The organism is Endozoicomonas sp. ALB032 (assembly GCF_049310125.1).
In the GTDB taxonomy this organism is placed as follows: Bacteria; Pseudomonadota; Gammaproteobacteria; order Pseudomonadales; family Endozoicomonadaceae; genus Endozoicomonas_A.
The window spans coordinates 5,622,980-5,649,141 of sequence record NZ_JBLYNW010000001.1; the positions used below are offsets into that span (position 1 = coordinate 5,622,980).

Annotated in this window: 15 protein-coding genes; 14 read left to right on the plus strand and 1 reads right to left on the minus strand. The window is 47.3% G+C overall.

Annotated features, from left to right (window positions below):
• The first annotated feature begins 186 nt into the window (after positions 1 to 186).
• The 9 genes from ACO6VG_RS20765 to ACO6VG_RS20805 all read left to right on the plus strand — a co-directional run bounded on the left by ACO6VG_RS20765 (position 187) and on the right by ACO6VG_RS20805 (position 16,065).
• Complete coding sequence (locus tag ACO6VG_RS20765) at positions 187 to 1,791, plus strand: hypothetical protein (RefSeq protein WP_422475442.1); 1,605 nt, start codon at positions 187 to 189, stop codon at positions 1,789 to 1,791.
• Between the two features lie 144 nt (positions 1,792 to 1,935).
• Complete coding sequence (locus tag ACO6VG_RS20770) at positions 1,936 to 3,702, plus strand: hypothetical protein (protein ID WP_422475444.1); 1,767 nt, start codon at positions 1,936 to 1,938, stop codon at positions 3,700 to 3,702.
• A gap of 121 nt (positions 3,703 to 3,823) precedes the next feature.
• On the plus strand, positions 3,824 to 5,398 hold the full coding sequence (locus ACO6VG_RS20775) for a hypothetical protein (protein WP_422475446.1): 1,575 nt from the start codon (positions 3,824 to 3,826) through the stop codon (positions 5,396 to 5,398).
• Positions 5,399 to 5,618: 220 nt separating this feature from the next.
• Positions 5,619 to 7,181 carry a hypothetical protein gene (locus tag ACO6VG_RS20780; RefSeq protein WP_422475448.1) on the plus strand — a complete coding sequence of 521 codons (1,563 nt, stop codon included), beginning with the start codon at positions 5,619 to 5,621 and terminating at the stop codon, positions 7,179 to 7,181.
• 228 nt (positions 7,182 to 7,409) lie between these two features.
• The gene (locus tag ACO6VG_RS20785) at positions 7,410 to 8,903 is read left to right on the plus strand and encodes a hypothetical protein (RefSeq protein WP_422475450.1); all 1,494 of its coding nucleotides are present in this window, start codon (positions 7,410 to 7,412) and stop codon (positions 8,901 to 8,903) included.
• A 93-nt stretch (positions 8,904 to 8,996) separates the two neighbouring features.
• Positions 8,997 to 11,060, plus strand: coding sequence for a hypothetical protein (locus ACO6VG_RS20790; protein ID WP_422475452.1), 2,064 nt, complete (start codon positions 8,997 to 8,999; stop codon positions 11,058 to 11,060).
• Positions 11,061 to 11,148: 88 nt separating this feature from the next.
• Entirely contained in the window at positions 11,149 to 12,675 is a 1,527-nt protein-coding gene (locus ACO6VG_RS20795) for a hypothetical protein (protein ID WP_422475454.1), read from the plus strand.
• A 164-nt stretch (positions 12,676 to 12,839) separates the two neighbouring features.
• The gene (locus ACO6VG_RS20800; RefSeq protein WP_422475456.1) at positions 12,840 to 14,339 is read left to right on the plus strand and encodes a hypothetical protein; all 1,500 of its coding nucleotides are present in this window, start codon (positions 12,840 to 12,842) and stop codon (positions 14,337 to 14,339) included.
• 214 nt (positions 14,340 to 14,553) lie between these two features.
• Complete coding sequence (locus ACO6VG_RS20805) at positions 14,554 to 16,065, plus strand: hypothetical protein (protein WP_422412907.1); 1,512 nt, start codon at positions 14,554 to 14,556, stop codon at positions 16,063 to 16,065.
• 306 nt (positions 16,066 to 16,371) lie between these two features.
• Here the strand turns inward: ACO6VG_RS20805 and ACO6VG_RS20810 are convergent, their stop codons facing one another.
• Complete coding sequence (locus tag ACO6VG_RS20810) at positions 16,372 to 17,169, minus strand: hypothetical protein (protein ID WP_422475458.1); 798 nt, start codon at positions 17,167 to 17,169, stop codon at positions 16,372 to 16,374.
• A gap of 266 nt (positions 17,170 to 17,435) precedes the next feature.
• Between ACO6VG_RS20810 and ACO6VG_RS20815 the strand changes: the two genes are divergently transcribed.
• The 5 genes from ACO6VG_RS20815 to ACO6VG_RS20835 all read left to right on the plus strand — a co-directional run bounded on the left by ACO6VG_RS20815 (position 17,436) and on the right by ACO6VG_RS20835 (position 26,144).
• Positions 17,436 to 18,803, plus strand: coding sequence for a hypothetical protein (locus ACO6VG_RS20815; RefSeq protein ID WP_422134034.1), 1,368 nt, complete (start codon positions 17,436 to 17,438; stop codon positions 18,801 to 18,803).
• Between the two features lie 382 nt (positions 18,804 to 19,185).
• Positions 19,186 to 21,870, plus strand: coding sequence for a hypothetical protein (locus ACO6VG_RS20820; protein WP_422475460.1), 2,685 nt, complete (start codon positions 19,186 to 19,188; stop codon positions 21,868 to 21,870).
• A 418-nt stretch (positions 21,871 to 22,288) separates the two neighbouring features.
• Complete coding sequence (locus ACO6VG_RS20825; protein ID WP_422475462.1) at positions 22,289 to 22,672, plus strand: hypothetical protein; 384 nt, start codon at positions 22,289 to 22,291, stop codon at positions 22,670 to 22,672.
• Between the two features lie 5 nt (positions 22,673 to 22,677).
• Positions 22,678 to 23,946: a hypothetical protein gene (locus ACO6VG_RS20830; RefSeq protein ID WP_422475464.1), complete on the plus strand. Its 1,269-nt coding sequence runs from the start codon at positions 22,678 to 22,680 to the stop codon at positions 23,944 to 23,946.
• Positions 23,947 to 24,416: 470 nt separating this feature from the next.
• Positions 24,417 to 26,144, plus strand: coding sequence for a hypothetical protein (locus ACO6VG_RS20835; protein ID WP_422134039.1), 1,728 nt, complete (start codon positions 24,417 to 24,419; stop codon positions 26,142 to 26,144).
• The last annotated feature ends 18 nt before the right edge of the window (positions 26,145 to 26,162 follow it).

The window sequence follows — 26,162 nt, forward strand, 5'->3', positions numbered from 1 at the left end:
GCCCAGATGGACAATGGATAAGGCCAAAGCACAGGCTTTGCTGTTCGAACCTGTAAGAAATACAGAACAGATGTGCCGGTCGGTGGCTGGAGTGGCTGGAAAACCGCACCGTTTTCTTAACCTCGATCAATGGCTAACCATACATGTAGCGTCTAGGCTTCGGTAAATTTCTCAGGAGTTCAGAGCATGATGAAGCTACAGCAATATCTGGCACGTTTAATTGTGCCTGTATTACTGTTTCAGGCCCTGAATACCCAGGCTCAAACAAGATTACAATCTTCAACAGCAACCCCTTCTGCCATAAATAAGACGACACCCTGCGACGATCTTCTGAAGCCGACGAATCTTGCACTGCAGACGAAAGGAGTACAAAAACGACTGAACCAGCACAGGAAACTTGTTAAGGGACAGCAGTGCGTTATTCTCAGTGCCAACCCCTTAAAAGATTTAAGTGAGTTAATAGAGCAGTTTCCTGAGAACACCGTCATATTGTTCTCATCCAATACTGACCCTATCGTGACACCCTCGCCAACAGCTACCTCTTTGACGGGCAAAACGCCGGTTGTGTACTTTGCTGACCATGAAATACATTTAAAGAATGGTCAGAACATTATTGGCGCAGCTGATGACGGCTTTGAGATCGTCATCAGGGATCGGCCAGTATTTGAAGGCAAATATCTGCTCAGGTTTGGATCTGCTAACTTTCAGCCCGCCCATACAGACGACAGCAATATAAAACACATTACTTTTCGGCCCACCCGAAAAAAAAAGCGCGACTCCATTAAATCCATTATTTACGCAGAGTGTTATAACCGAAAACTGATTGTAGAAAAAAATGTATTTTATCCCCCTGTCCTGGCCGAAATTATTGATGTAAATGATTTACATAAGCCTCCTTTCCGGGCCGCCGTTATTATTGCTTGCGAAAAAAATCTGGATGCATCTGTCAAATGGCTCCAGGGCCCAGAGTTGCAGTTTGCAGATAACAGGATCATCGGTGAAAAGTTCGACTCGATTAGCGACAAACTTTTTCCCTATGTTATTCCCGACCAAGGCCTGTTTATTAATCTTACTGGCATCATGAATCAGCAGGACAAGATAGCTGTTTCCGGGAATATATTCGAAGGTTATATTGCAGAAGCGGCTGAGTTCACGCTTGGACCCGGGACCCGCATGGAGGTCTTCAATAACACTATCAGCATTTCCAATGAGGGCGACACAGAGCACAACTCTGTTCGCAAAGGGGGGTTCGTTCTCGCGGGGCCTGCAGATAACACGGAAATCCCCCCTGTTTTTTTACTGGCTGACAATCAGATCAGGGTAACACGGACAGCTATCATCGTAAGGGGGCAGCTCGGCCTGATAATGGCTTGTAATCACCTGCAGGCAGTTAATCCATGGTGGCAACCCCAAAAACAATTCAGCCTGAAAGCACTGCCATTGCCCTCGGGAAGAGAACCAGAATGGTGCAATGACATAGTGAGTTCAACGACTGTCAGGCCCACTTCTTCAGGTTCAGCCCATGACAGGTCAACATCCATTCCACCTGCAATAAGCAGCCGGTTTGCCAATACCTGGACTGCCATCAACGGTTCCTTCTTCACTGCCTGTAAGGGTCTGGTCAACTTCGAGGGTCGGTTTTTGTTTGCTACAGAAGTCTGCCAGCCTGTCATTTCCCATTCTGCTCCCGGTACCAGCACGACAGCAGTCCCTCCCTCATCAACAATTACAGCTACAGTGGCAACCCCTCTGGGCATCATGACCACTCTGGCCATATTGTTGAATCTATAACCAGAGCCTGTTTATCCTCGCAGGCATTCCGGGAACATGGGAACGATTAAAGGGAAGTCCTGTTTATTTTCTTAATACCTGATAATGGCCAACTATTAATGGAGCGTCTAGGCTTCCTATCTAGACTCGCCAGGAGCCGGGAACATGATCAAGCAGCAATATTATCTGGCCCGATTGATCGCGCCTTTATTCCTTTTGCAAGCTCTGATTCTTCAGGCCCAGATGCCGACAGTCTCTCCTACTACATCAAGCCTTTCGACATGCGACACTCTCACGGGACAAACGAGTGGGGTTGAAAAACGGCTAAATCTATACAGGAAACTGGTTAATGGAGAAGAGTGCATTGTTCTCGATCACGACCCTTCAAAGGATTTAGGTGATTTAATAAAACAGATTCCAAAGGACACCTTTATCTTCCTCTCCTCCAAAACTGCACCCAGCGCAACGCTTTCTCCCGCTACCCCCGCATCCAGTATTGCACCCAGCGCAACGCTTTCTCCCGCTACCCAGGCAGCTGAAACCTCGGTTGAGTATTTTGTTGACAGTGAAATAGTTTTGAAAGACGGTCAGTCCATTATTGGAGCAGCTGATGACGGCTTTGAGATTGTCATCAGGGATCGGTCAACTTTCAATCACAAACACTTACTTAAAGTTGGATACCCTAAAAGCTTCAAACCTGACGAAACCAAAGACAGCCATATAAGACACCTTACTTTCTGGCCATCACTGAATAATCCACGCCTTCCCCTTGACTCTATTATTTCTGCAGAGTGCTTCAACCGGAAGCTGATCATAGAAGATAACCTATTCCGCACTCCTGCAAAGGCCGCCTTCAAGCTTGAGTGCAAAGAATTTTCCGATGCCTCTGACCCAACCCACCCCCCTGGCCCACACCTGCAGTTCGCTAATAACAAAATCTATGGAGGAAAATACACCTCGATTATGGACAGAATTTATTCCCATGTTATTCAGGAACAAGGAATATTTATTAATCTTCCTTCTGTCATTAACCAGTCAGGTCGGCTATCGGTTATTGGAAACAGATTTGAGGACGATATTGCAGAAGCGGCTGAGTTCAGACTTGCCCCCGGATCTAAAATCAATGTCTTCAATAACATTATCAATATATCCAATGTTGGCCCCATAACTCGCAGCACCACTCAAAAAGGAGGTTTCGTTCTGGTTGGGCCAACATATGACCTTGCAAAGCTGCCTGTTTTTTTCCTGGCTGGCAATCAAATCAAGGTAACACGAACCGCTATAACCGTCAGGGGACAGCTTGGACTGACTCTGGTTTGTAACCACCTGCGGGCCGTCAACCCGTGGCGGCAACCCTTAAAACAATTCAGCATTAAAGCAATGCCAGCACCTTTGGGACAGGTGTCAGGAGTGTGCAGTAGCCTTGTGGGTCCAACTTCTGTCATGCCAATATCTGGTACAAATTCAACCTTTGTTATGTCAACCCCCACTCCAGATTTAACGGCTGTCATGTCAACATCCGCTGTTATGTCGGCTTCCAGTCCGAATGCAACCCTTGCCATGTCAACTCCCATTCCAGATTCAAACGCTGTCATGTCAACTCCCACTCCAAATTCAACCCTTGTCATGTCAACTCCCGCTGTAAATTCAACGATTGCCATACCAACGCCCACTACACATGGAAGCACCCGGTTTGCAAATACCTGGACTCCCATAAACGATTCCTCGTCAACTCCCTGTACCGGTCTGGTTAACTTCGAGGGTCAGTTCTTTTTTCGTAAAGAAATCTGCCAACTATTCACTCTGGCTTCTGCTTCTGTTGCTAATACAACGTCCGGTTCCCTTTTGGTCCCAACTACGGCAGCGGGAACAACCGCAGAGATTACTGGTTTGAGTGTTTTGGCTACGTTGGCCATATGGTTGAATCTATAACCTGAGCGAATTCTTTCGAGGCGATCATTCCCCACATAGCGTCTGTTGCAAAACTCTGGTTCAGGTGCTTTCAGGTCTTGTGGGTTCAATGACCCACAGATATCCCTAAAGAGCCCGAAACATGAACAAGCTGCCAGATTATCTGACCAGATTGATCGCGCCTTTATTCCTTTTGCAAGCTCTGATTCTTCAGGCCCATGTGCCGATAGTCTATTCTTATATATCATGCCTTCAGATATCACCTTGCAACACTCTCATGGGACAGACGTCAGGGGTTGAGCAACGGCTGAAGCAATACAGAGAACTTGTTAATGGAAAACAGTGCGTTGTTCTCAGTGTCGACCCATCAGAGGATTTAGGTAGGTTGGTAAAAAAGATCCCGGAGAACACCGTTATCTTGCTCTCCTCCGCCACTGCACCTGGCGCGACACTTTCTCCGTCCCCTTTCCCCGTGACAGATAAAACGCCGGCTGTGTACTTTGTTGACACTGAAATAGTTTTGAAAAACGGTCAGGACATTATTGGAGCGGCTGATGACGGTTTTGAGATTGTCATCAGGGATCGGTCATATTTTGAATACAAACAACACATACTCAGAGTTGGATACCCTGAAAGCTTCAAAACTGAAGAAACGAAAGACAGCCATATAAGACACCTTGCTTTCTCGCCATGGCAGAAAAGTTTTCACCATCCCATTGACTCCATTGTTTTTGCAGAGTGCTTCAACCGGAAGCTGATCGTAGAAGATAACCTATTCATAAGTCCTGCAAGGGCCGCCTTCACTCTTGATTGCAAAAAATCCTCCGATGCCTCTGACTCAACCCGGAACCCGGGCCCAAACTTGCTGTTCGTTAATAACAAAATCTCTGGAGGAAGATACCGCTGGATTACGGACAATAGTTATTACCTTGTTACTCAGGAACAAGGGATATTTATTAATCTTCCTTCTATTATTAACCAGTCAGATCGACTATCGGTTATTGGCAACACATTTGAGTACTATATTGCACAAGCGGCTGAGTTCAGACTTGCACCCGGATCTAAAATCAATGTCTTCAATAACATTGTCAATATATTCAATGCTGGCCTCACAATTCGAAGCTCTGCTCGCAAAGGAGGTTTCGTTCTGGTTGGGCCTGCACATAGCCCTTCAAAACTGCCTGTTTTTTTCCTGGCAGGCAATCAAATCAAGGTAACACAGACCGCTATAAACGTCAGGGGACACATTAGACTGACTCTGGCTTGTAACCAACTGCAGGCCTTCAATCCATGGTGGCAACCCTTAAAACAATCCAGCATTAGAGCAATGCCGGCACCTTTGGAAAAAGTGTCAGGAGTGTGCGGTAGCCTTGTGGGCCCAACGACTGTCATGTCAACTCCCGCTGTAAATTCAACGGTTGCCATACCAACTCCCACTACACATGGAAGCATCCGGTTTGCAAATACCTGGACTCCCATAAACAATTCCTCGTCCACTGCCTGTGCCGGTCTGGTTAACTCCAAGAGTCAGTTCTTTTTTTACTCAGAAATCTGCCAACCATTCACTCTACGTTATGCTTCTGCTTCTGCTTCTTCTGTCTCTGTTGCTGATACAACATCCAGTTCCCTTCTGGCCCCAACTAAAGCAGCGGGAACAACCGCAAAGATTACTGGTTTGGGTGTTTTGGCTAGTCTGGCCATATGGTTGAATCTGTAACCTCAGTTAATTGATCCTTTTGACACCATCATTCCCCGCAAAACAGCATTGCAGAACCCTGGCTCCCATGCTTTCAGGCCCTGTGAGCCGCAACCTGGGAACCGATACGTTCTTGCCAATTTTTTCATGATCGAATTACATGAGATCGAATAATATTAATGGATAGTTATAAATGCAGAGTCTAGGCTTCCTTATTTTAGGATTTCCGGAAGTTTTTAAAGTGATTCATAATTTAACCCGATTAATCGCGCCTGTGTTTCTTATAAAGGCTCTGGGTCTCCATGCCCAAACGACAACTCAATCGACTATACCCGAACCCCCTTCTCCTTCAACACCCCCTCCGACGATGTCCTGCGAGGCTATTTCGGGGCAGACGTCAGGGGTTCAGAGTCGCCTTATCGAGCATAAAAGCCTCGTTCGCGGTCGGCAGTGCGCTGTTCTCAGTGCCGACCCGACAGTGGATGCAGATCAGCTGATCAATCAAATTCCTGAAAACACCGTGATACTGCTCTCCTCCGAAACTGCTGTGAAGACGCCTTCTCCATCAGGTTACCCTGTCTCGAGCAAAGTCCGGGTTGAGTACCTTATTGGCAGTGAAATACGTCTAAAAAACGGTCAAGTCATTCTTGGGGCGGCTGATGATGGCCATGAAATCGTCATCAGAGATCGGCCGGGATTTGTAGATAAACATTTCGTTAAGGTCGGAACCACTGACAACTTCCGGTTTGACGAAACCGAAGACAGTCACATCAGACACCTTACTTTCCAGCCCAATCGGGAAAATGGCTCCCCCTCAATTGACTCCATTGTTTTCGCAGAATGCTATAACCGGAAACTCATTTTAAAAGAAAACGTATTTCACCTTCCTCTCCGGGCTTCACTTGTCCTTGATTGTAAAGAATCTCTGGATGCATCAGACAATGACAAACACCAGGGGCCGGGCCTGCTGTTCGCCGGAAACACACTCATAGGTACAAACTTCAAAAAGCTCACCAAAACGCTTGTTCCCGAAATAGGCCTATCTATTAATTTGCCTGCCATCAGAAATCAGCAAGAGGCATTAACTGTTACCGGGAACACAATCCGGGGCAAAATGGCAGAGGCAGGTGCGTTTAAACCTGGCTCCGGAAGCGATATAAAGATTTTCAAAAACACGGTTGATATTCGCAATTACGGCAGCATTGGTCGCCCCGCTTACCGCAGAGGTGGTTTTGCTCTTTTAGGTCATACCGATATCAGTGCAAAAACGCCTCTCTTTAATGTGGTTGGCAATAAGATCCAGGTGACAGCAACAGCTATAACTATCGGGGGACTGATTGAACTGTCTATGTCTTGCAACCAGCTGCAAGCCTTCAATGCATGGTGGCAAATGCAACCGCAATACAAATTCAAGGCACTCCCTGCAACATTTGGTGATATTGGAAGACAGTGTGAAAACCTTGTGAGTTCAAACGATGTTATGCCAACTCCACATAAAAACAACCGGGCTGATAATACCTGGACGGCGACACATTATTCCTCTGATACGGCTTGCTCCGGTTTGGAAAACTATGTAGGCCAGCTCTTCTATGACTCAGAAAACTGCCAGTCCTTCACTCGATCCTTTGTTTCCAGAACCCGCAAAACTGACAGTTCCACTAAAACTGGCAGTAATAATAAAACTGACAGTAGCACTACCACTGAAAGTATCTGCATGAACTGCGGTAGATTACCAGAGCATACCGTCCAATTTTTTAGTGTGTGTTTTCTCCTGACCCTCGTGGCTTTGATGTGCACTAATTAATCTGAGCTGATTCACCCTTCCGGTTCAGGCAGGCTTTTAGAAAACTCTGGTTCCCTTTCAGGCTCTATGGGATCCGGAGTTTGAAACAACAGGCTATCTCAAGTTATTGAGACCGGTTTTCGGATAAGCAGAGCATGGAAACAAGTTGTACTTTCTCAACACAGACCAATGGATAACTACAAATACAGCGTCTAGGCTTTTTAACGACCTTCCCGAGGAACCCTGAAAATGATTAAGTTGCAGCGTTCTACAGCTCGGTTAATCGTTACTGCATTTCTGATACAAGCCCTGAGCCTGTTCGCCCAGACAACTCAGCCTGCAACCACAACATCCTTGCCATCAACATTGTGTGACACTCTTACAGGACAAACGACGGGGGTTCAGCAACGGCTCAACCAGTATAATGACCTTGTTCGTGGACGACAGTGCATTGTCCTCAGTGCCGATCCGATAGAAGATACCGCAGAGCTGATTAATCGAGCTCCTGAAAACAGCGTGATACTGCTCTCCTCCAACATTATCCATGGAGTGACGCCTACTCCCTTCATGACCCCTTCAACAAGTAAAAAACCGGTTAACTACTTCATTGACAGTCCAATACTTATAAAAAGTGGTAAGGATATTATAGGGGCTGCTGATGACGGTTTTGAAATCGTTATTTCGCCTTGGCCAAGTTTCCGACAAAATTATATGCTCAAGATGGGTTCCTATGATGATTTTCAGTTTGGAGAAACAAGAGACAGTCATATAAAGCACATTACGTTCCAACCCATTCTACCTGACAACAGCTCACCCATTCACACGATTATCTTCGCTCAGTGCTCTAACCGCAGATTGTTTCTGGACAACAACGTATTTTATCTCCCAAACTGGATCGGAGTCAGACTTGAGTGCACAGAACCTCTCGATGCAGCTGCCAATCATTTGCGTCCGGGCCCTGGTCTGCACTTCATCAATAACACAGTACTGGCCGACTCAATCAACGCTCACGGTCACATGCGTATCCCTCTGCATGCGTTAAAAATCTATCTTCGTGGCATCGAGAACCAGTCCGGGAGGGTCAGTGTTATTGAGAACACTTCCCGGGGAAAGATGGGAAGCATGGGTCGCTTTGGTCTTGGACCCGGAAGCAGTATGGATATCTTCAGAAATATTATCGATATTGACAACTCAGGCTTGACACATAGAGAAATGAATTTAGGAGGAAAAATACTAAAAGGTGGTTTCATTCTTATTGGTCATAGTGAACGCGCTTCAGAACCGCCTCTCTATAATCTGGCAGGCAACCAGATTTATGTAACAGACACCGCTATAAGTGTCGAGGCAAAACTTGAACTGGCCCTGGCATGTAACCGCCTGCGGGCCTATAAACCCTGGCAACAAGACAAACAACAACACCCCGTCAAAGCTGCTGATCCGTTACCACTGGCAGGTGAGTGCGAAAGTTCGGTAAATTCAACCGTTGCCATGGCAATGACCCGGCCGCCCAGACTCTGTCAGATTGTCAATACCTGGACTGCCATCAATAATTCCACAGCTTCTGCCTTGAGTGGACTGTCCTACGTCGATGGTCAGTTCAACTTTGACCCGCTAGTCTGCCCGGCAATCAATTCGACCTCTGCTCCTGCCACCACACCATCTACCCCTTCATCGGAGGGCACAAACCTCGCAGCAACGGCTTTAGGCGTCGTGACCTCTTTATTCCTTTTGTTAAAAAACTAATCTGAAGTCATGTCTCCGGCAAAGAGACTGATGGCTAATTGTAAATGCAGAGTCTAGGCTTCCTATCTAGATTTATCGGTAGTAGTCCTTAATATGAACAAGTCACAGTATTATTTAGCCCGTTTAATCGTTCCTGTATTCCTTTTACAGGCTCTGAATCCGGAAGCTCAAGCGACTCAGCCGCCACTTCCAACAGACTGCGCCTCTCTTTCAGGACAAACGACGGGGGTTCATCAATGGCTTGACGACAATAGTGAATTTATTCGTAGACGACAGTGTGTTGTTCTCACTTCAGACCCAACGGTGGATACCGCTCAGCTGATCAATCAAATTCCTGAAAATACTGTCATACTGCTCTCGTCCCGTACGACGATTCAACCCGTTATCCCCCCAACAGGTAATACCCTGATTATCTACCTTATTGATAGTGAAATCGTTTTGAAGGACGGTCAGGACATTATTGGGGCAGCTGATAAAGGTTTTGAAATAGTCATTACGCCTAAGCAAAGTTATAAAAAGCAATTTATGGTCAGGGTTGGAACCCGTGACAACTTCCAGTTTGAAAAAACAAGAAGCAGTCATATAAGGCACGTTACTTTCACGCCAAAAGGCCACGGGTACCGCAGCCAAGTACACGCAATTGTTAAAGCAGAGTGCTATAACCGAAATCTGATTATAGAAAACAACCAGTTTTCTCTTCCTTATTGGACGGCAGTTGACCTTGATTGCAAAGAACCTCTGGATGCATCCGCCAATGATGATCACCCGGGCCCGGGCCTCCTGTTCGCGAATAATTTGATCATCGGTAGTGGTATCAGAACGCGGTTCGGCCTCTTTTTTGCCGAGGAAGGGATACACATTAACCTTCCAGCCATCCAGAACCAGTCAAAGAGGCTCAAGGTTATTGGGAACAGATTCCTGGGCAGAATGGCTGAAGCCGGTGAATTTGTTCTTGGACCCGGTGCCCATTTAGATGTCTTCAGAAACAGGGTCTACATTTCCAATATCGGTATCACACTTCGCAGCGCCCGTCGACAACGACAATCATTGCTGGGAGGCTTTGCTCTCATACGTCACAAAGACAGCGACTCAGAGCCTGCTCGCTTTAATCTGGCGGGCAATGAGATTAAGACAACAACAGCCGCCATAACCGTCAGAGGCCCCCTTGAACTGGCCCTGGCTTGCAATCACCTGCGGGCAATCAGTCCCTGGTTACAACTTCAACCAGAATTCAGCCTGAAATCTGCTAATCCATTGCCACTGGGAAAAGAGTGCCCAAGTGTGATGAGTTCATCCATTGCCATGCTCACTCCTGACTCAACCGTTTCCAGACAGGCTCCAGTATCAACCGTTGACATGTCAACGCCAAACTCAACGTCTGTCATGCCAGGTCTGGAATCAACCGTTGGCGTGTCAACGCTAAACTCAACCTCTGTCGTGCCGGGTCTGGGATCAACCGTTGGCGTGTCAACTCCAAACTCAACCTCTGTCATGCCAGGTCTGGAATCAACCGTTGGCATGTCAGCTCCAAACTCAACCTCTGTCGTGCCAGGTCTGGAATCAACCGTTGGCGTGTCAACTCCAGACTCAACCTCTGTCATGCCAAGTCCGGGATCAACCGTTGGCATGTCAACTCCAAACTCAACCTCTGTCATGCCAAGTCCGGGATCAACCGTTGGCATGTCAACTCCAAACTCAACCTCTGTCATGCCAAGTCCGGGATCAACCGTTGGCATGTCAACTCCAAACTCAACCTCTGTCATGTCAGGTCTGGAATCAACCATTGGCACGCCGACACCAAACTCAACCTTTGACTGGCCAACTCCATACTCAACCGTTGTCATGCCAACACACAAATCCTATACAATCAACCAGATCAGGAACACCTGGACCGCCATCCATGATTCCACCGCCAACGCCTGCAGCGGATTGTTCAACTTCGAAGGTCAGTTCTTCTTTAACAGAGAAGACTGCCTGACAGTTGCCATGACCCACGCTTTTTTTATTACCGATACGATATCCATTAACAGCAGGACTCATGATACCGTCAAGACTATCATTACCTCTATGGTCCCCACTTCGTCAGCGGGCACAAATCTGTTGACTACTTCTGGCCTGGGAATCATAACCACTCTGGCCGTATTGTTATCTCCTTGACCTGAGCTTATTCATCCCTACGCAAGCGTGGCAACCGGTTTTGATTAATAGATGAGTAAAATTGCAGCGTTCAGGAGTATGACCCAGCATGATCAAACTGCAACATTATCTGGTCTGGTTGATTACTCCTTTGTTTCTGTTACAGGCTCTGAACCAGGAGGTTCCGGGCGCTCATCGCCCTAATAAACTTGACCCGATCGAGTGCGACTCTGTCCTATTGCCTGCGTTGAAGCATACGACGGGGGTTAAGCAACGGGTGGCCCAATACGGCAACCTGATTCGCGGACGACATTGCACGGTTCTCAGCGCTAACCCTGCAGAAGATTTAAGTGAGTTGATAAAACAGCTTCCGGATGACAGAGTTATACTGCTTTCCTCACACACGTTTTCACCAACCACCCCCTCTGTGCCAACCACTCCCTCTGTGACGGGTAAAACCCGGATTCACTATTATATTAGGAATGAAATAGTTTTGAAGAACGGTCAGTTCATTCTTGGGGCTGCTGATGACGGTTTTGAAATCGTTATTTCGCTTTGGGAACGTTTTCGGGATAAAAATATGGTCAGGGTTGGAACCACTGACAACTTCCATTTTGGCAAAACTCATGAAAATCGTCTGAGTCATCTTACCTTCCTTCCGACCGGGCCTCTGGACCAGCACCCCGTTAACACCATTCTTTTCGCAGAGTGCTATAACCGGAGACTGATTATAGAAGACAATGTATTTCATCTTCCTGACTGGTCTGCGGTTGATCTTGATTGCAAAAAAAGTCTGGATGCGTCTGACAGTGACTCGCAGCAGGGCCCTGGCTTGCTGTTCACCAAGAACATAGTTATCGGTAAGATCATCAGCACAATAGACAACAGAATCACCATTCCCAGGGAAGGAATATTTATTAATCTTCCTGCCATCAAGAATCAGTCAAAGAGAGTCGCGCTTACCGGGAACACAATTCTGGGCGTAATAGCAGATGCAGGTCAGTTTGAACTTGGACCCGGAACCAGTATGGATGTCTTCAGAAACACGGTCAACATTACCAATGCTGGCCCCACTGTTCGCGACACCACTGGCCTTCGAATAACACAAAGGAGTGGTTTCGTTCTCAAAGGTCATTCAGAAAGTGATGCAGAACGTCCACTCTATAATTTGGCAGGCAACCAGATCCGGGTAACAGGAATGGCTCTGGCCGTCAGTCCACCCCTTGAACTGGCCCTGGCTTGTAACCACCTGCAGGGATCCAGCCCTTGGCGACAACTATACAAAGAATTCACCCTGAAAGCCGCTGATCCATTTCCACTTGGAAGTAAGTGCAAAAACTTCGTGAGTTCAACCTTAGTTATGCCAACACCCACTACCGGTTCCTATACAATCAGCCAGATCGAGAATAGCTGGACAGCCATCAGTGACTGCAGGATCAAGGCCCTGAGTGGACTGACCAACTTTGAAGGACAGTTCTTCTTTGGCCGGGAAGACTGCCTGAAAACAACTACACTATCTCCAGGCAACAGCAGTAGGCCTGCCGCTGACATAGACCCCGATTCATCAACAGCTACAACCTCAGTAACAACGGGTTTGGGTGTCATAACCACCCTGACACTATTGTTGAATCTGTAACCCGAGAGAATCCGTCCCTTCGGTTTAAAAGCCAGAGGCATGAATTCACTTACTCTGGCTCTCTTGCTTTCAGGCTCGGCAGGTCCCATCAGGAGCACAGACTGACGGCAAGTTTAAACGCAGCGCCCGGACTTCCTATCCACTCTTTTAAAAGGGCTCATAAAATGACTAAGTTGCAGCATTATACGATCTGGTTAATCGCCCCTGTATTCCTGTTTCATACTTTGAGTTTAAAGGCCCGGATAACGACTCAATCTTCAGCCACAACGAGCCTTCCAAGCGCGTGCAACAGTCTTAAAGAACAGACGACGGGGGTTAGGCAACGACTAAACCAGTACAGTAAACTTGTCAGCGGACGACAGTGTATTGTTCTCACGGCCAACCCTGCAGATGATTTAAGTGAGCGGATAAAACAGATTCCCGAAAACACCGTTATATTGCTCTCTTCCAATACCACGGCCCCGACCGTTACCCCAGCGACAGGTATAATCCCGGTTAAGTACTTTATCGGCAGAGAGATAGTTTTAAAGGACGGTCACGACATTCTCGGGGCTGCTGATGACGGTTTTATAATCGTCATTACGTTTCATTCAAATTATAAAAAGAAAGAGATGATCAGGGCTGGAACCACTGACAACTTTCAGTTTGAAAAAACAAGAGACAGTCATATAAAACACATTACTTTCCAGACCACCGGACCTAAGCACCACAGGCCGGTTAACACCATTGTTTTCGCAGAGTGCTATAACCGGAGATTGATTGTAGAAAACAACGTTTTCTTTCTTCCTGAATTGGCTGCAGTTTATATTGATTGCAAAGAACCCCTGAATGCATCGGACAATACCACACGGCCCGGCCCGGGTCTGCTGTTCGAAAATAACACGCTCAGAGTTGACCCCACCAGTGCGATGCACCACGGTACTATTCCCGAGGAAGGGGTCTATATTAATCTTCCCAACATCATGAACCATTCAAAGAGGGTCGCAGTTATTGGGAATCGGTTCGTGGGCGAAATGGCAGACGCAGGTGAGTTTAATCTTGGACCCGGAGCCAGTATGGATGTTTTCAGAAATACACTGGTGATTTACATTGCCGAAGGACAACCTCAACGAGGTTTTGTTCTTACTGGTTTTGCAGATACCGACGCAGAACGTCCTCTCTTTAATCTGGTCGGCAATAAGATCTATGTAACAGGGACGGCTATAGCCGTCAGCACACCCCTTGCGCTGGCTCTGGCTTGTAATCAACTGCAGGCAGTTAAACCCTGGCAACAACTTCAACCGCAATTCATCCTGAAAGCTGAAGATCCATTAGAACCTGGACTGGCAGGTGAGTGCCAGGGCTTCGTCAGTTCAACCGTTGCAATGCCCACTTCAGGCTCTGCAGCTGTCATGGCAACATCTATTCCGTTTTCAATCGGTCATATCATGAATACCTGGACGGCTATAAATGGCTCCACGGCGACTGCCTGCAGCGGACTGATCAACGTCGAAGGCCAGTTCCTGTTTGAGTCGTACAGCTGCCAGGCAGCAACCGCATCCCCTGCTGCTATTACTGACACGACTTGCATTAACGGCGCGATCGCCAGTTCTTCAGAAGTTACAACCCTGTTGACTACTGGCTTGGCTGTCATAACAACTCTGGCCATTTTATTGACTCCATAACCTGAGCTAATTCATCCCTTCGGTTTACAAAGGCCGTTGCAAAACGCCGCCTGTGAATGGCTCAGAAGTCAGGACTTCAACTCTGGCCAAAAGCACCAGAGGAACAATAGACAGAAAAGATCACCTATTCTATAAAAACACTCTGGTCTCGTTAATGAATAAGTATTAATACAGAGTCCAGGCTTACTATCGCCTTTTATGCGGTGTCCAGATAATGATTAAGTGGCTACTTTATTTTGCGCGATCAATCGTCACTGTATGCCTGATACTGACTCTGAGTCTGCAGGCTCAGACTCCAGCCAATGATCCTGCAAGGGTACTGTGCGACTCTTTGTCAGGACAAACGACAGGGGTTCAACAACGGCTAAACCTCTACAGTAGCCTTGTCAGCGGGCGGCAATGCATTGTTATCGGTGCCAATTCGACAAAAGATTTAGCTCAGTTGATAAACCGGCTTCCTGAAAACACCGTGATACTGCTCTCCTCAGAGGCTGTCACTAACCTAACGACGCCTATACCATCGGTCACCCCTGCCCCTGCCTCGGGCATAACCCCGATTGACTACCTCATTGGCAGTGAAATCGTTTTGAAAGACGGTCAGGACATTCTTGGGGCCGCTAATGACGGTTTTGAAATCGTCATCAAGAATAACGCAAGTTATACAGATACACAGATGGTCAGGGTTGGAATCACTGACAACTTCCAGTTTGGAGAAACAGAAGACAGTCATATAAGACACGTTACTTTCCTGCCAACCGGACCTAAGCTACCCAGGCCCATTAATGACATTGTTTTAGCAGAGTGCTTTAACCGGAGACTGATTTTAGACAACAATGTATTCTATCTTCCTTATAAGTCTGCGGTTAACTTTGAGTGTAGAGAACACCTGAATGCGGCCCAAAATGACAGTCGTCCGGGCCCGAGCCTGATGTTTGTCAATAACACAGTTATAGGTAACACTATCCCAATGCAGATAGACGAATTAACTCCCGAGAGAGGGATACGTATTCATCTTCAATCCATCAAGAACCAGACACAGAGGGTCGCTGCCATAGGGAACATATTTCAAAATACAATGGCAGGAGCGGGTGAAATAATGCTTGGAGCCGGAACCAGTATGGATGTTTTCAGAAACAGGGTCGATATTTCCAATGTCGGCAAGACCTACAAGGAAGCTTCTGGTCGAGGAAAATTAATACAAGGGGGATTCATTCTCATAGGTCATACCAGTAAGATTGAAGAACCTCCTCTTTATAATTTTGCAGGCAATCAGATCCGGGGCTCAGCAGCAGCTATAGTCGTTATTGACACCATTAAACTGGCTCTGGCCTGTAACCACCTGCAGGCTGGCAGTCCGTGGCGACAACTTACAAAACACAGCCTGAAAGCCGTTGACCCATTGACACTGGCAGATAAGTGCGGAAGCCCAGCGACTTCAACTATTGGCATGGCAACTGGGAGTTTGCCTGCATTCTGCCAAATCGTGAATACCTGGACTGCTATTAATGATTCTACAGTGACTGCTTTAACTGGACTGACCAACGTCGAGGGTCAGTTCTACATTAACTCAGCTGCTTGCATGGCAGACGCTCAGTCCTCTTCTTCTATTGCCAATACGACTTTCAGTACCAGTACCAGTCCGGTTCCCACTTCATCATCAGGTACCACCGCAGTGACCAATGGTTTGGGTGTCATAGTCACTCTGGCCATATTGTTGAAACTATAGACATGAACTGATTCATCCTTTCGGTTTAAACAGGTTGTTGCAAAACCCTGTATATAAATGGCTCAGGAGTCAGAGCAAACACCCTGAATAACAGAAACTTAAGAGAGAACAGACAGAAAGATCGATCTATTTTCTTGCAACGCCTTAATCCTATTAATGGATAATTATAAACACAGCGACTAGGCTTCCTATCGACTTTCCAAGGAGTCCTGAAAATGATTAAGTTGCGGCACTATTCGTCCCTGTCCATCGCACCTGTATTTCTTTTACTGCCTCTGAACCTTCAGGCTCAGAACACGACTCAACTTACAGCCGCAGTTCAATCGACAGCTGGAGTTCAATCGACAGCCACAGTTCAATCGTCAGCCGCAGTTGAACCGACAACCACAGTTCAATCGTCAGCCGCAGTTGAACCGACAACCGCAGTTCAATCGTCAGCCGCAGTTGAACCGACAACCACAGTTCAATCGTCAGCCGCAGTTGAACCGACAACCACAGTTCAATCGTCAGCCGCAGTTGAACCGACAACCGCAGTTCAATCGTCAGCCGCAGTTGAACCGACAACCGCAGTTCAATCGTCAGCCGCAGTTGAACCGACAACCGCAGTTCAATCGTCAGCCGCAGTTGAACCGACAACCGCAGTTCAATCGTCAGCCGCAGTTGAACCGACAACCGCAGTTCAATCGTCAGCCGCAGTTGAACCGACAACCGCAGTTCAATCGTCAGCCGCAGTTGAACCGACAACCGCAGTTCAATCGTCAGCCGCAGTTGAACCGACAACCGCAGTTCAATCGTCAGCCGCAGTTGAACCGACAACCGCAGTTCAATCGTCAGCCGCAGTTCAATCGACAACCGCAGTTCAATCGTCAGCCGCAGTTGAACCGACAACCGCAGTTCAATCGTCAGCCGCAGTTGAACCGACAACCGCAGTTCAATCGTCAGCCGCAGTTGAACCGACAACCGCAGTTCAATCGTCAGCCGCAGTTGAACCGACAACCGCAGTTCAATCGTCAGCCGCAGTTGAACCGACAACCGCAGTTCAATCGTCAGCCGCAGTTGAACCGACAACCGCAGTTCAATCGTCAGCCGCAGTTGAACCGACAACCGCAGTTCAATCGTCAGCCGCAGTTGAACAAACAGCCGCAGTGCAACCGACAGCTAGAGTTCAACCGTCCGCCGCTGTACAATCGACAGTTACAGCTCAATCGTCAACTGCAGCTCCTACTACTGCAACTCCCCATCCAACGGAATTATGCAGCTCTCTCAGAGGTCAAACGACGGGGGTCCAACAACGGCTCGAGGACAGTGATCTTGTTAGCGGACGACAGTGCGTTGTTCTCAGTGCCGACCCTGCAGATGATTTAAGTGAGTTGATAAAACAGATTCCTGATAACACCGTTATCTTGCTTTCCTCCAAAACAACTTCTCCAACCGTTGCCCCCGTGACAGGTAAGCCCACTGCTGAATATCTTATCGCCAATGCAATAACTCTGAAGAACGGTCAGGACCTCATCGGGGCTGCCGATGACGGTTATGAAATTGTTATCAAGCTCCATGATAACTTTAAAAATAGATACATGATCGGGGTTGGCGTTGACTACGATGACAAATTCAATTTTGGAGAAACAGCAGACAATCATATAAAACATATTACTTTCCGGCCAACTGGAGTTAATCCAGATACTCAAACTGACGATATTGTCCACACAAACTGCTATTATCGGTCATTATCTATAGAGAACAACGTTTTTTATCTCCCTGTCTGGGCCGCAGTTAACATTAGTTGTTCTGCGAATCTGGATGCATCCACCAGTGATTTGCACACGGGTCCGGGCTTACGTTTCGCTAATAACAAGGTCATTGGTGAAACCATCCGCACAACAAAACTCAGTATGATTCCCGAGGAAGCAATATTCATTAATCTTCGCAACATCAATAACCTGTCAAACAAACTCGAAATAATTGGTAACACATTCCGGGGCAAAATCTCGGAATTGGCTGACATTGCAATTGGATCCGGAAGCAATATTAATATCTTCAGAAACACTGTTGATATTGATAATAAAGGCAAGACACGTAGCGAAATCCGTACAGGAATTGAAACCCGAAGGGGTGGGTTCGCTTTAAAAGGTCTTTTCGTTTTTGCCCATAGAAAAGCTCCTCTCATTAATCTGGTTGGTAACAATATCAACGTCACAAGGACAGCTTTAACTATCTATGACAAGCTTGATCTGGCACTGACCTGTAACCACTTTCGGGGAATGACTTTGTGGAAAGTAGACAACGAATATTTCCCCCTGAAAGCCGTTGATCCATTGCCACTGGCAGATAAGTGCCCAAGGTCTGTGAGTTCAACCGTCGGCATGGCAACGACCAGTGCACCGACACTTTGCCAGATCGTGAATAGCTGGACTCCTATCAATGATTCCAAAGCCACTGCTTTGACTGGACTGACCAACGTCGAGGGTCAGTTCTACTTTGACTCAGCTGTTTGCATGAGAGACCCTCAGTCCTCTGCATCTATTACCAATGCGACTTTCAATATCAACCCGGTTTCCACTTCATCGGCGGATACAATCCCAGTGACCAATGCTCTGGGGGTCATAGCGTCTATTACCAATGCGACTACCAATGCGACTTTCAATATCAACCCGGTTTCCACTTCATCGGCGGATACAATCCCAGTGACCAATGCTCTGGGGGTCATAGCCTCTCTGGCCATATTGTTGAATCTATAGCCTGAGTGTTTCATCCCCTCGTTTATAAAGAGGCTGTTGCAACGCCCTTGCCCTGTAAGTACCTGGCCAGTTGGTTTCGCATATTCTGGCGAGTGGATTTTTTCATCCTTCAAGGCGCAACGACGGGCGCGTAGCCATAGCTACGCAACCAGAGTTGGAACGCAGAAGGATGGAAAAAGCCGCCGTCCAGAATATGCGAAACCAACTGGTTAGGTACTTATATGAGCGGCTCAGGAGTCATGGCTAATACCCTGAGTAGCAGCACTAAAGAGAGGATTGACAGAAAGACCCATCTGTTTTCTTGCAACACCTTAATCCTATTAGTGGATAACTATAAACACAGCGACTAGGCTTTCTGTCGGCTTTTCAAGGAGACCTGAAAATGATTAAGTTGCGGCACTATTCGGTCCTGTTCATTGCTCCTGAATTTCTGTTACTGGCCCTGACCATTCAATCTACACCCACTACAGCGTTAACAGCCCCCATAAAGATTAATGATGCAGAAGACCTGAGCAAGATTGGTCGAGAATATCCACTAAACGGTACCTATCAACAGACAGCGGATATTGTTGTCACTAAAGACTATCAATCCATTGGCAATGATACCCATCCATTCACCGGGGAGTACTATGGGCAGTGCCGTACCATCAGCGGCCTGTCTGACTGTTTTATAGACACTCTGAAAGGCAGCATCAGGAACCTTCACTTTACGGGTGCCAATATAACTTCCTGGAAGACGACCGGGTTAGCAGCCTGTGTTGTTGATGATACTGGCAAAGTCAGTAATATCCGGGCGAAAGATGTTCGTATTGACAACCCAGGGGGGAGGCGTGTGCGCGTCGGCATCGGGGGCGGGGTGGTTAAAGGAATGGTTGACAACACCACGGCGGTGAACTGCCATGTCTTACTCAAGGCTTCGGATTCAAACGCCGGCATCGGGGGGGGGTATGTTACAGATACAGGAAAGGTTGCCAACACCATGGCGGTGAACAGCAGTGTCACAACCTCGGGTCAGCATGCACATGCCGGCATCGGGGGGGGGTGGGTTGAAGGAACGGTTGCCAACACCACTGCGGTTTACAGCAGGGTCGAAACCAAGAATTTCAAGGCATGCGCCGGCATCGGTGGGGGGGTGGTTAAAGGAACGGTTGTCAACACCACGGCGGTGAACAGCCATGTCAAAACCGAGGGTAATCAAGCAGAAGCCGGCATCGGAGGGGGGTTGTTGTATTACCGGGGAAAGGTTGACAGCACCACGGCGGTGAAAAGCTCGGTCAAAACCTCGGGTTCGAATGCAGATGCCGGCATCGGTGGGGGGGAGGTTCACGGTACGGTTGACAAAACCACTGCGGTGAACAGCAATGCCAAAACCGAGGGTTGGTATGCAGACGCCGGCATCGGGGGGGCGTTTGTTACAAATACAGGAAAGGTTGCCAACACCATGGCGGTGAACAGCCATGTCGGAGCCACCAAGCGTGGATTTTCAAAAGCCGGGATCGGGGCTGGGGGAAATAGTGGAACAAAGGTTACCAAGACCAATGCGGTGAACAGCTATGTCAATGGCAATATAAGGAATTTTGGATCTATCCCCAATGATCAACTTTTTTGCCAAAATGCAGACCCACGTGTGTTAACAGCCAATTGCTCTTCGAGAACTGAATTTCGGGATGCGTTGGATTTATCGTTTTGCCTGGTAAATGCCGCTACCGCAACTTCCCTTCCAACGGAATTATGTAGCTCTCTCAGAGGCCAAACGACGGGGGTTCAACAACGGCTTATCGACGACAGTGATCTTGTTAGCGAACGACAGTGCGTTGTTCTCAGTGCCGACCCTGCAGATGATTTAAGTGAGTTGATAAAACAGATTCCTGATAACACCGTTATCTTGCTTTCCTCCAAAACAACTTCTCCAACCGTTGCCCCCGTGACAGGTAAGCCCACTGTTGAATATTTTATCGCCAATGCAATCGTTTTGAAGAGCGGTCAGGACATCATCGGGGCTGCTGATGACGGTTTTGAAATTGTTATCAAGCTTCATGATAACTTTACAAGTAAATACATGATCGGAGTTGGCGTTCACTACGATGACGAATTCAATTTTGGAGAAACAGCAGACAGTCATATAAAACACATTACTTTCCAGCCAACCGGAGTTAATCCAGATACTCAAACTGACGCTATTGTCCACACAAACTGCTATTCTGGGACATTATCTATAGAGAACAACGTTTTTTATCTCCCTGTCCGGGCCGCAGTTAACATTAATTGTTCTGCGAATCTGGATGCATCCACCAGTGATTTGCACACGAGCCCGGGCTTACGTTTCGCTGATAATCATGTCATTGGTCAAACCATCCACACAACAAAACTCAGTATGATTCCCGAGAAAGCAATATTCATTAATCTTCGCAACATCAATAACCTGTCAAACAAACTCGAAATAATTGGTAACACATTCCGGGGCAAAATCTCGGAATTGGCTCAGATTGCAATTGGATCCGGAAGCAATATTAATATCTTCAGAAACACTGTTGATATTGATAATAAAGACAAGACACCTGGCGAAATTCGTACAGGAATTGAAGGAGGGTTCGCTTTAAAAGGTCTTTTCGTTTCTGCCTATAGAAAAGCGCCTCTCATTAATCTGGCTGGTAACAACATCAACGTCACAACGACAGCTTTAACTATCTATGACAAGCTTGATCTGGCGCTGGCCTGTAACCACTTTCTGGGAATGACTTTGTGGAAAGTAGACAACGAAGATTTCCCCCTGAAAGCCGTTGATCCATTGCCACTGGCAGATGAGTGCCCAAGGTCTGTGAGTTCAACCGTCGGCATGGCAACGACCAATGCATCGACACTTTGCCAGATCGTGAATACCTGGACTCCCTTCAATGATTCCAAAGCCACTGCTTTGACTGGACTGACCAACGTCGAGGGTCAGTTCTACTTTGACTCAGCTGTCTGCATGACAGAGCCTCAATCCTTTGCTTCATCAGCGGGTACAACTCCAGTGACCAATGCTTTGGGGGTCATAGCTTCTCTGGCCATAGTGTTGAATCTATAGCCTGAGCTGATTCCTCGGTTAAAAGAGCATGCCCGCACCCTGTATATGAAAGGCTCAGGAATCAAGGCTAATACTCTGATTAGCAGCACTAAAGAGAGGATTGACAAAAAGATCCATCTATTTTCTTGCAACACCATCATCACATTAATGGATAAGTATAAACACAGCGTCTAGTCTTCCTAACGACTTTTCCAAGGAGTCCTGAAAATGATTAAGTTGTGGCACCATTCGGCCCTGTTCATCGCTCCTGTATTTCTGTTACTGCCCCTGAACCTTCAGGCTCAAAACACGACTCAACCTACAACCGCAGTTCATCCAACAACCACAGCTCAACCGACAGCAGCACTTCAACCGACAGCGGCAGCTGAATCGACAACCTCAGTTCATCCAACAACCACAGTTCAATTGACAACGGCAGTTGAACCGACAGCCTCAGTTCAAACGACAGCCGCAGTTCAACCGTTCGCCGCAGTTCAACCGTTCGCCGCAGTTCAATCGACAGCCGAAGTTCAATCGACAGCCGCAGTTCAATCGTCAGCCGCAGTTCAATCGTCAGCCGCAGTTCAATCGTCAGCCGCAGTTCAATCGACAGCTGGAGTTCAATCGACAGCTACAGCTCAATCGACAGCTACAGCTCAATCGTCAACTGCAGCTCCTACTACTGCAACTCCCCCTCCAAGGGAATTATGTAGCTCTCTCAGAGGTCAAACGACTGGGGTTGAACAACGGCTTAAGCAGTACCCTGGTCTTGTTAGCGGACGACAGTGCGTTGTTCTCAGTGCCGACCCTGCAGATGATTTAAGTGAGTTGATTAAACGGATTCCTGATAACACCATTATCTTGCTTTCCTCCAAAACAACTTCTCCAACCGTTGCCCCCGTGACAGGTAAGCCCACTGTTGAATATCTTATCGCCAATGCAATAACTTTGAAGAACGGTCAGGACATCATCGGGGCTGCTGATGACGGTTATGAAATTGTTATCAAGCTTCATCCAGGTTTTGCAGACAGAAACATGATCGAGGTTGGAGTTGAATACAATGGCGGATTCAATTTTAGCGAAACAATAGACAATCATATAAAACACATAACTTTCCGGCCAACCGGAGCTAATCCCGATAATCCAATCTACTCTATTTTTCACACAAACTGTTATAACCGGACACTGGCTATAGAAAACAACGTTTTATATCTCCCTACCTTTGCCGCAGTCGACATGAGATGCTCTACATCTCTGGATGCATCCGCCAACAATTTGCAAACGGGTCCAGGCTTGCGTTTCGCCAAGAACGAGGTCATAGGTGAAACCATCCGCACAACACAGCACAGTATGATTCCCGAGGCAGCAATAATCATTAATCTTGGTAACATCACCAGACAGTCAAACAAACTCGAAATAATTGAGAACACAGTCCGGGGCAAAACCTCACAATTGGCTGAGATTCAGCTTGGGCCCGAAAACAGTATTGATATCTTCAGAAACACGGTTACCATTGATACTGAAGGCATAACGCGTTACGAAATTGCAACAGGATATGCAGGCCGACGAGGGGGATTCGCTCTTATAGGTGATCGGTTTGGCGGTAAAGTTTCTCGCTTTAAACTGGCTGGTAATTATATCTACGTCACAACGAAAAATATAAACATCTCTTACAGCATTGGACTGGCCCTGGCCTGTAACGACTTTCTGGGAACGGCTCTGTGGAACCAATACAGCGAATTTCATCCAGTGATAGCAGTTGACCCCATACCGCTCGGAACTGAGTGCCAAAGATCCGTGAGTTCAACCGCCGGCATGGCAACGACCAGTAGACCGACACTCAACCAGATCGTGAATACCTGGACTCCCATCAATTATTCCACAGCTTCTGTTCTGACCGGGCTGACCAATATCCAGGGTCAGCTCTACTTTGATAATGATGCAAACTGCCCGACAGTTGCTGCCCCTGCTGTTATTGACACCACATCAGCAGGTATAGACGACTCTGATTTTGTGACCACTTCAACTGCAGGTTTAACCGCCGCGACGACTGCTTTGGGTGTTATAACCACTCTGGCTGTATTGTTGAATCTATAGTCTTATGCAACCAGGCCCTGACATAAATGTACCCTGCGTTTATTCTGATTCCCGTGCTTTCAGGTACTATGGGTGGTCCCGGCCCGGGAATCCGCACATCATCTCGGGAGATAGACATTCCCGTCGAGGGCAAAACGAGTGATATGAAATAGCTCTGGAGTCCGGGCTGGCTGTCCGGGCAAGAGCACTGAAGAGAGGGTAGTAAGAAAAATCCAACTGTTTTTCCTGAAACATCTTAACCATATTAATGGATAAGTATAAATGCGGAGTCTAGGCTTCCTATCTAGGAGCCTGACCGAGAATAGCGCCCGTAGCGAGGACGGCAGAAAATTGAGGATGAAAATTCGGTTTTGTGAGGAGAATAGCGAGCTATTTGACGAACAAAAGCGGATTTTCAGACCAATTTGCTGCCGCCGCAGTAGGGCAGTCTATTCTCGGTCAGGCTCCTAGGCTTATCGGGAGTCCTTAACATGACCAAGCTACAGTATTATTCAACCTGCTTAATCGCTCTTGTACTCCTGTCACAGGCTCTGATTCTGCAGGCACAGAACACAACTCGATCACCCAGTGTAACCCCTTCTGCTCCCCCCCTCCTTCCGACTGAATTGTGCGACCGTCTTTCAGGGGTTGATGCAGTAGTGAACCTTTATAGCGACCTTGTTTACAATCGACAGTGTATTGTTCTCAAAGCTGACCCGACAGAGAATTTAAACAAGCTGATCGAACGGATTCCCGAGAACACTGTTATTTTGCTCTCCTCCGAAACCGTGCAGACCTCAACCACTGCCCCAACCACTGCCAATGTCACCACCAGCTCTTCGATGAATATGACCTCTTCCTCAATGGTTCAGTCAAATAGCACCACAGCGATGCCGCCTCCGTCAACGACCTCGGCGCCTGGTAAAATTACCGCTAAATACTTTATTGACGGTGAAATTCGTTTGAAAGACGGTCAGGACATTCTTGGACCTGCCGAGGTCGATCATGAAATCGTTATCGAGAATCGGCCAGGATTTACAGGCAGTAGTATGATCAGGATTGGAGCCCCTGATAACTTCCTCTTCGAAGAAAGAAGAAAAAGTAATATACGACACATTACTTTCCGGCCAACCTGGGAGAATAACCTCCCCAAAATTGACTCCATTGTTTTTGCAGAGTGTTATAACCGCAGACTGATATTAGAAGAAAACGTATTCCATCTTCCTGTTCGGGCAGCAGTTAACCTGGATTGCAAGTTACCTTTGAATTTATCCGCCACTTATTGGTATCGAGGTCCAGGTCTACAGTTCGCCAATAACACGGTCATTGGGAAAAAATACACCGGGCTTCACAACGGCATTCTTTCCAATCTTATTCCCGATCAGGGAATATTAATCAATCTTCCCGCCATCAAGTACCAGTCCAGGTTATTGACTGTGACTGGGAACACATTCCGGGGCGATATGGCAGAGGCGGGAGAGTTCAGACTAGGCCCCAGAATCACCATGGATGTGTTCAAAAACACTGTTGATATTTCCAATGAGGGTATCACACGACTCGACCCTCTTCGCAAGGGAGGGTTTGTACTTGTTGGTACCGCAGATAAGGAAACAAAGTTTCCTCTTTTTTACCTGATTGGTAATCAGATCAAAACAACACAGACCGCTCTGACCGTCAGTGGACTGCTTGCTCTGAATTTGGTTTGTAACCACCTTCAGGCAGTCAAACCATGGTGGCAACCTCTGAAACGCTTCAGCTTGAAAGCAGCACACATAACACTGGACGACGCGGAAAAACAAAAACTGTGCGAAAAAGTTGTAAGTTCACCCAGTGTCTGGCCAATTCCCACTCAAACAACCGTGAATATCTGGACCGCCATGAATGCTTCCACGGCCACTGCCTGCGCCGGGCTGGTCAACCTCGAAGGTGAGCTCTTCTTTGTTTCAGAAGTCTGCCAGCCAGTCAGTCCGCCCCTTGACTCAGCTGCAGGTTTCGCAGCCTTCTTCAATGCCGTCAATATGAGTTCGGCAGCGGCCTCCAATTTATCAAACACAGTTACGACCACAGCACTCCCAACTTCATCAAATACAAATATGACCGTCGTACCCACTTCATCAACTACAAATATGACAGTCCTGCCCACTTCATCAGCAGGTAAAGCCGCAGTGACGACTGCTCTGGGTGTCATGGCCACTCTGGCCATATTGTCGAACTTATAACCTGATGCATTCCCGCGC

What these genes read in the sequence shown, in the direction of transcription:
- ACO6VG_RS20765 (WP_422475442.1), top strand. Translation starts at nt 187, where the DNA reads ATGATGAAGCTACAGCAATATCTGGCACGTTTAATTGTGCCTGTATTA.
- ACO6VG_RS20770 (WP_422475444.1), top strand. Translation starts at nt 1,936, where the DNA reads ATGATCAAGCAGCAATATTATCTGGCCCGATTGATCGCGCCTTTATTC.
- ACO6VG_RS20775 (WP_422475446.1), top strand. Translation starts at nt 3,824, where the DNA reads ATGAACAAGCTGCCAGATTATCTGACCAGATTGATCGCGCCTTTATTC.
- ACO6VG_RS20785 (WP_422475450.1), top strand. Translation starts at nt 7,410, where the DNA reads ATGATTAAGTTGCAGCGTTCTACAGCTCGGTTAATCGTTACTGCATTT.
- ACO6VG_RS20790 (WP_422475452.1), top strand. Translation starts at nt 8,997, where the DNA reads ATGAACAAGTCACAGTATTATTTAGCCCGTTTAATCGTTCCTGTATTC.
- ACO6VG_RS20795 (WP_422475454.1), top strand. Translation starts at nt 11,149, where the DNA reads ATGATCAAACTGCAACATTATCTGGTCTGGTTGATTACTCCTTTGTTT.
- ACO6VG_RS20800 (WP_422475456.1), top strand. Translation starts at nt 12,840, where the DNA reads ATGACTAAGTTGCAGCATTATACGATCTGGTTAATCGCCCCTGTATTC.
- ACO6VG_RS20805 (WP_422412907.1), top strand. Translation starts at nt 14,554, where the DNA reads ATGATTAAGTGGCTACTTTATTTTGCGCGATCAATCGTCACTGTATGC.
- ACO6VG_RS20820 (WP_422475460.1), top strand. Translation starts at nt 19,186, where the DNA reads ATGATTAAGTTGCGGCACTATTCGGTCCTGTTCATTGCTCCTGAATTT.
- ACO6VG_RS20835 (WP_422134039.1), top strand. Translation starts at nt 24,417, where the DNA reads ATGACCAAGCTACAGTATTATTCAACCTGCTTAATCGCTCTTGTACTC.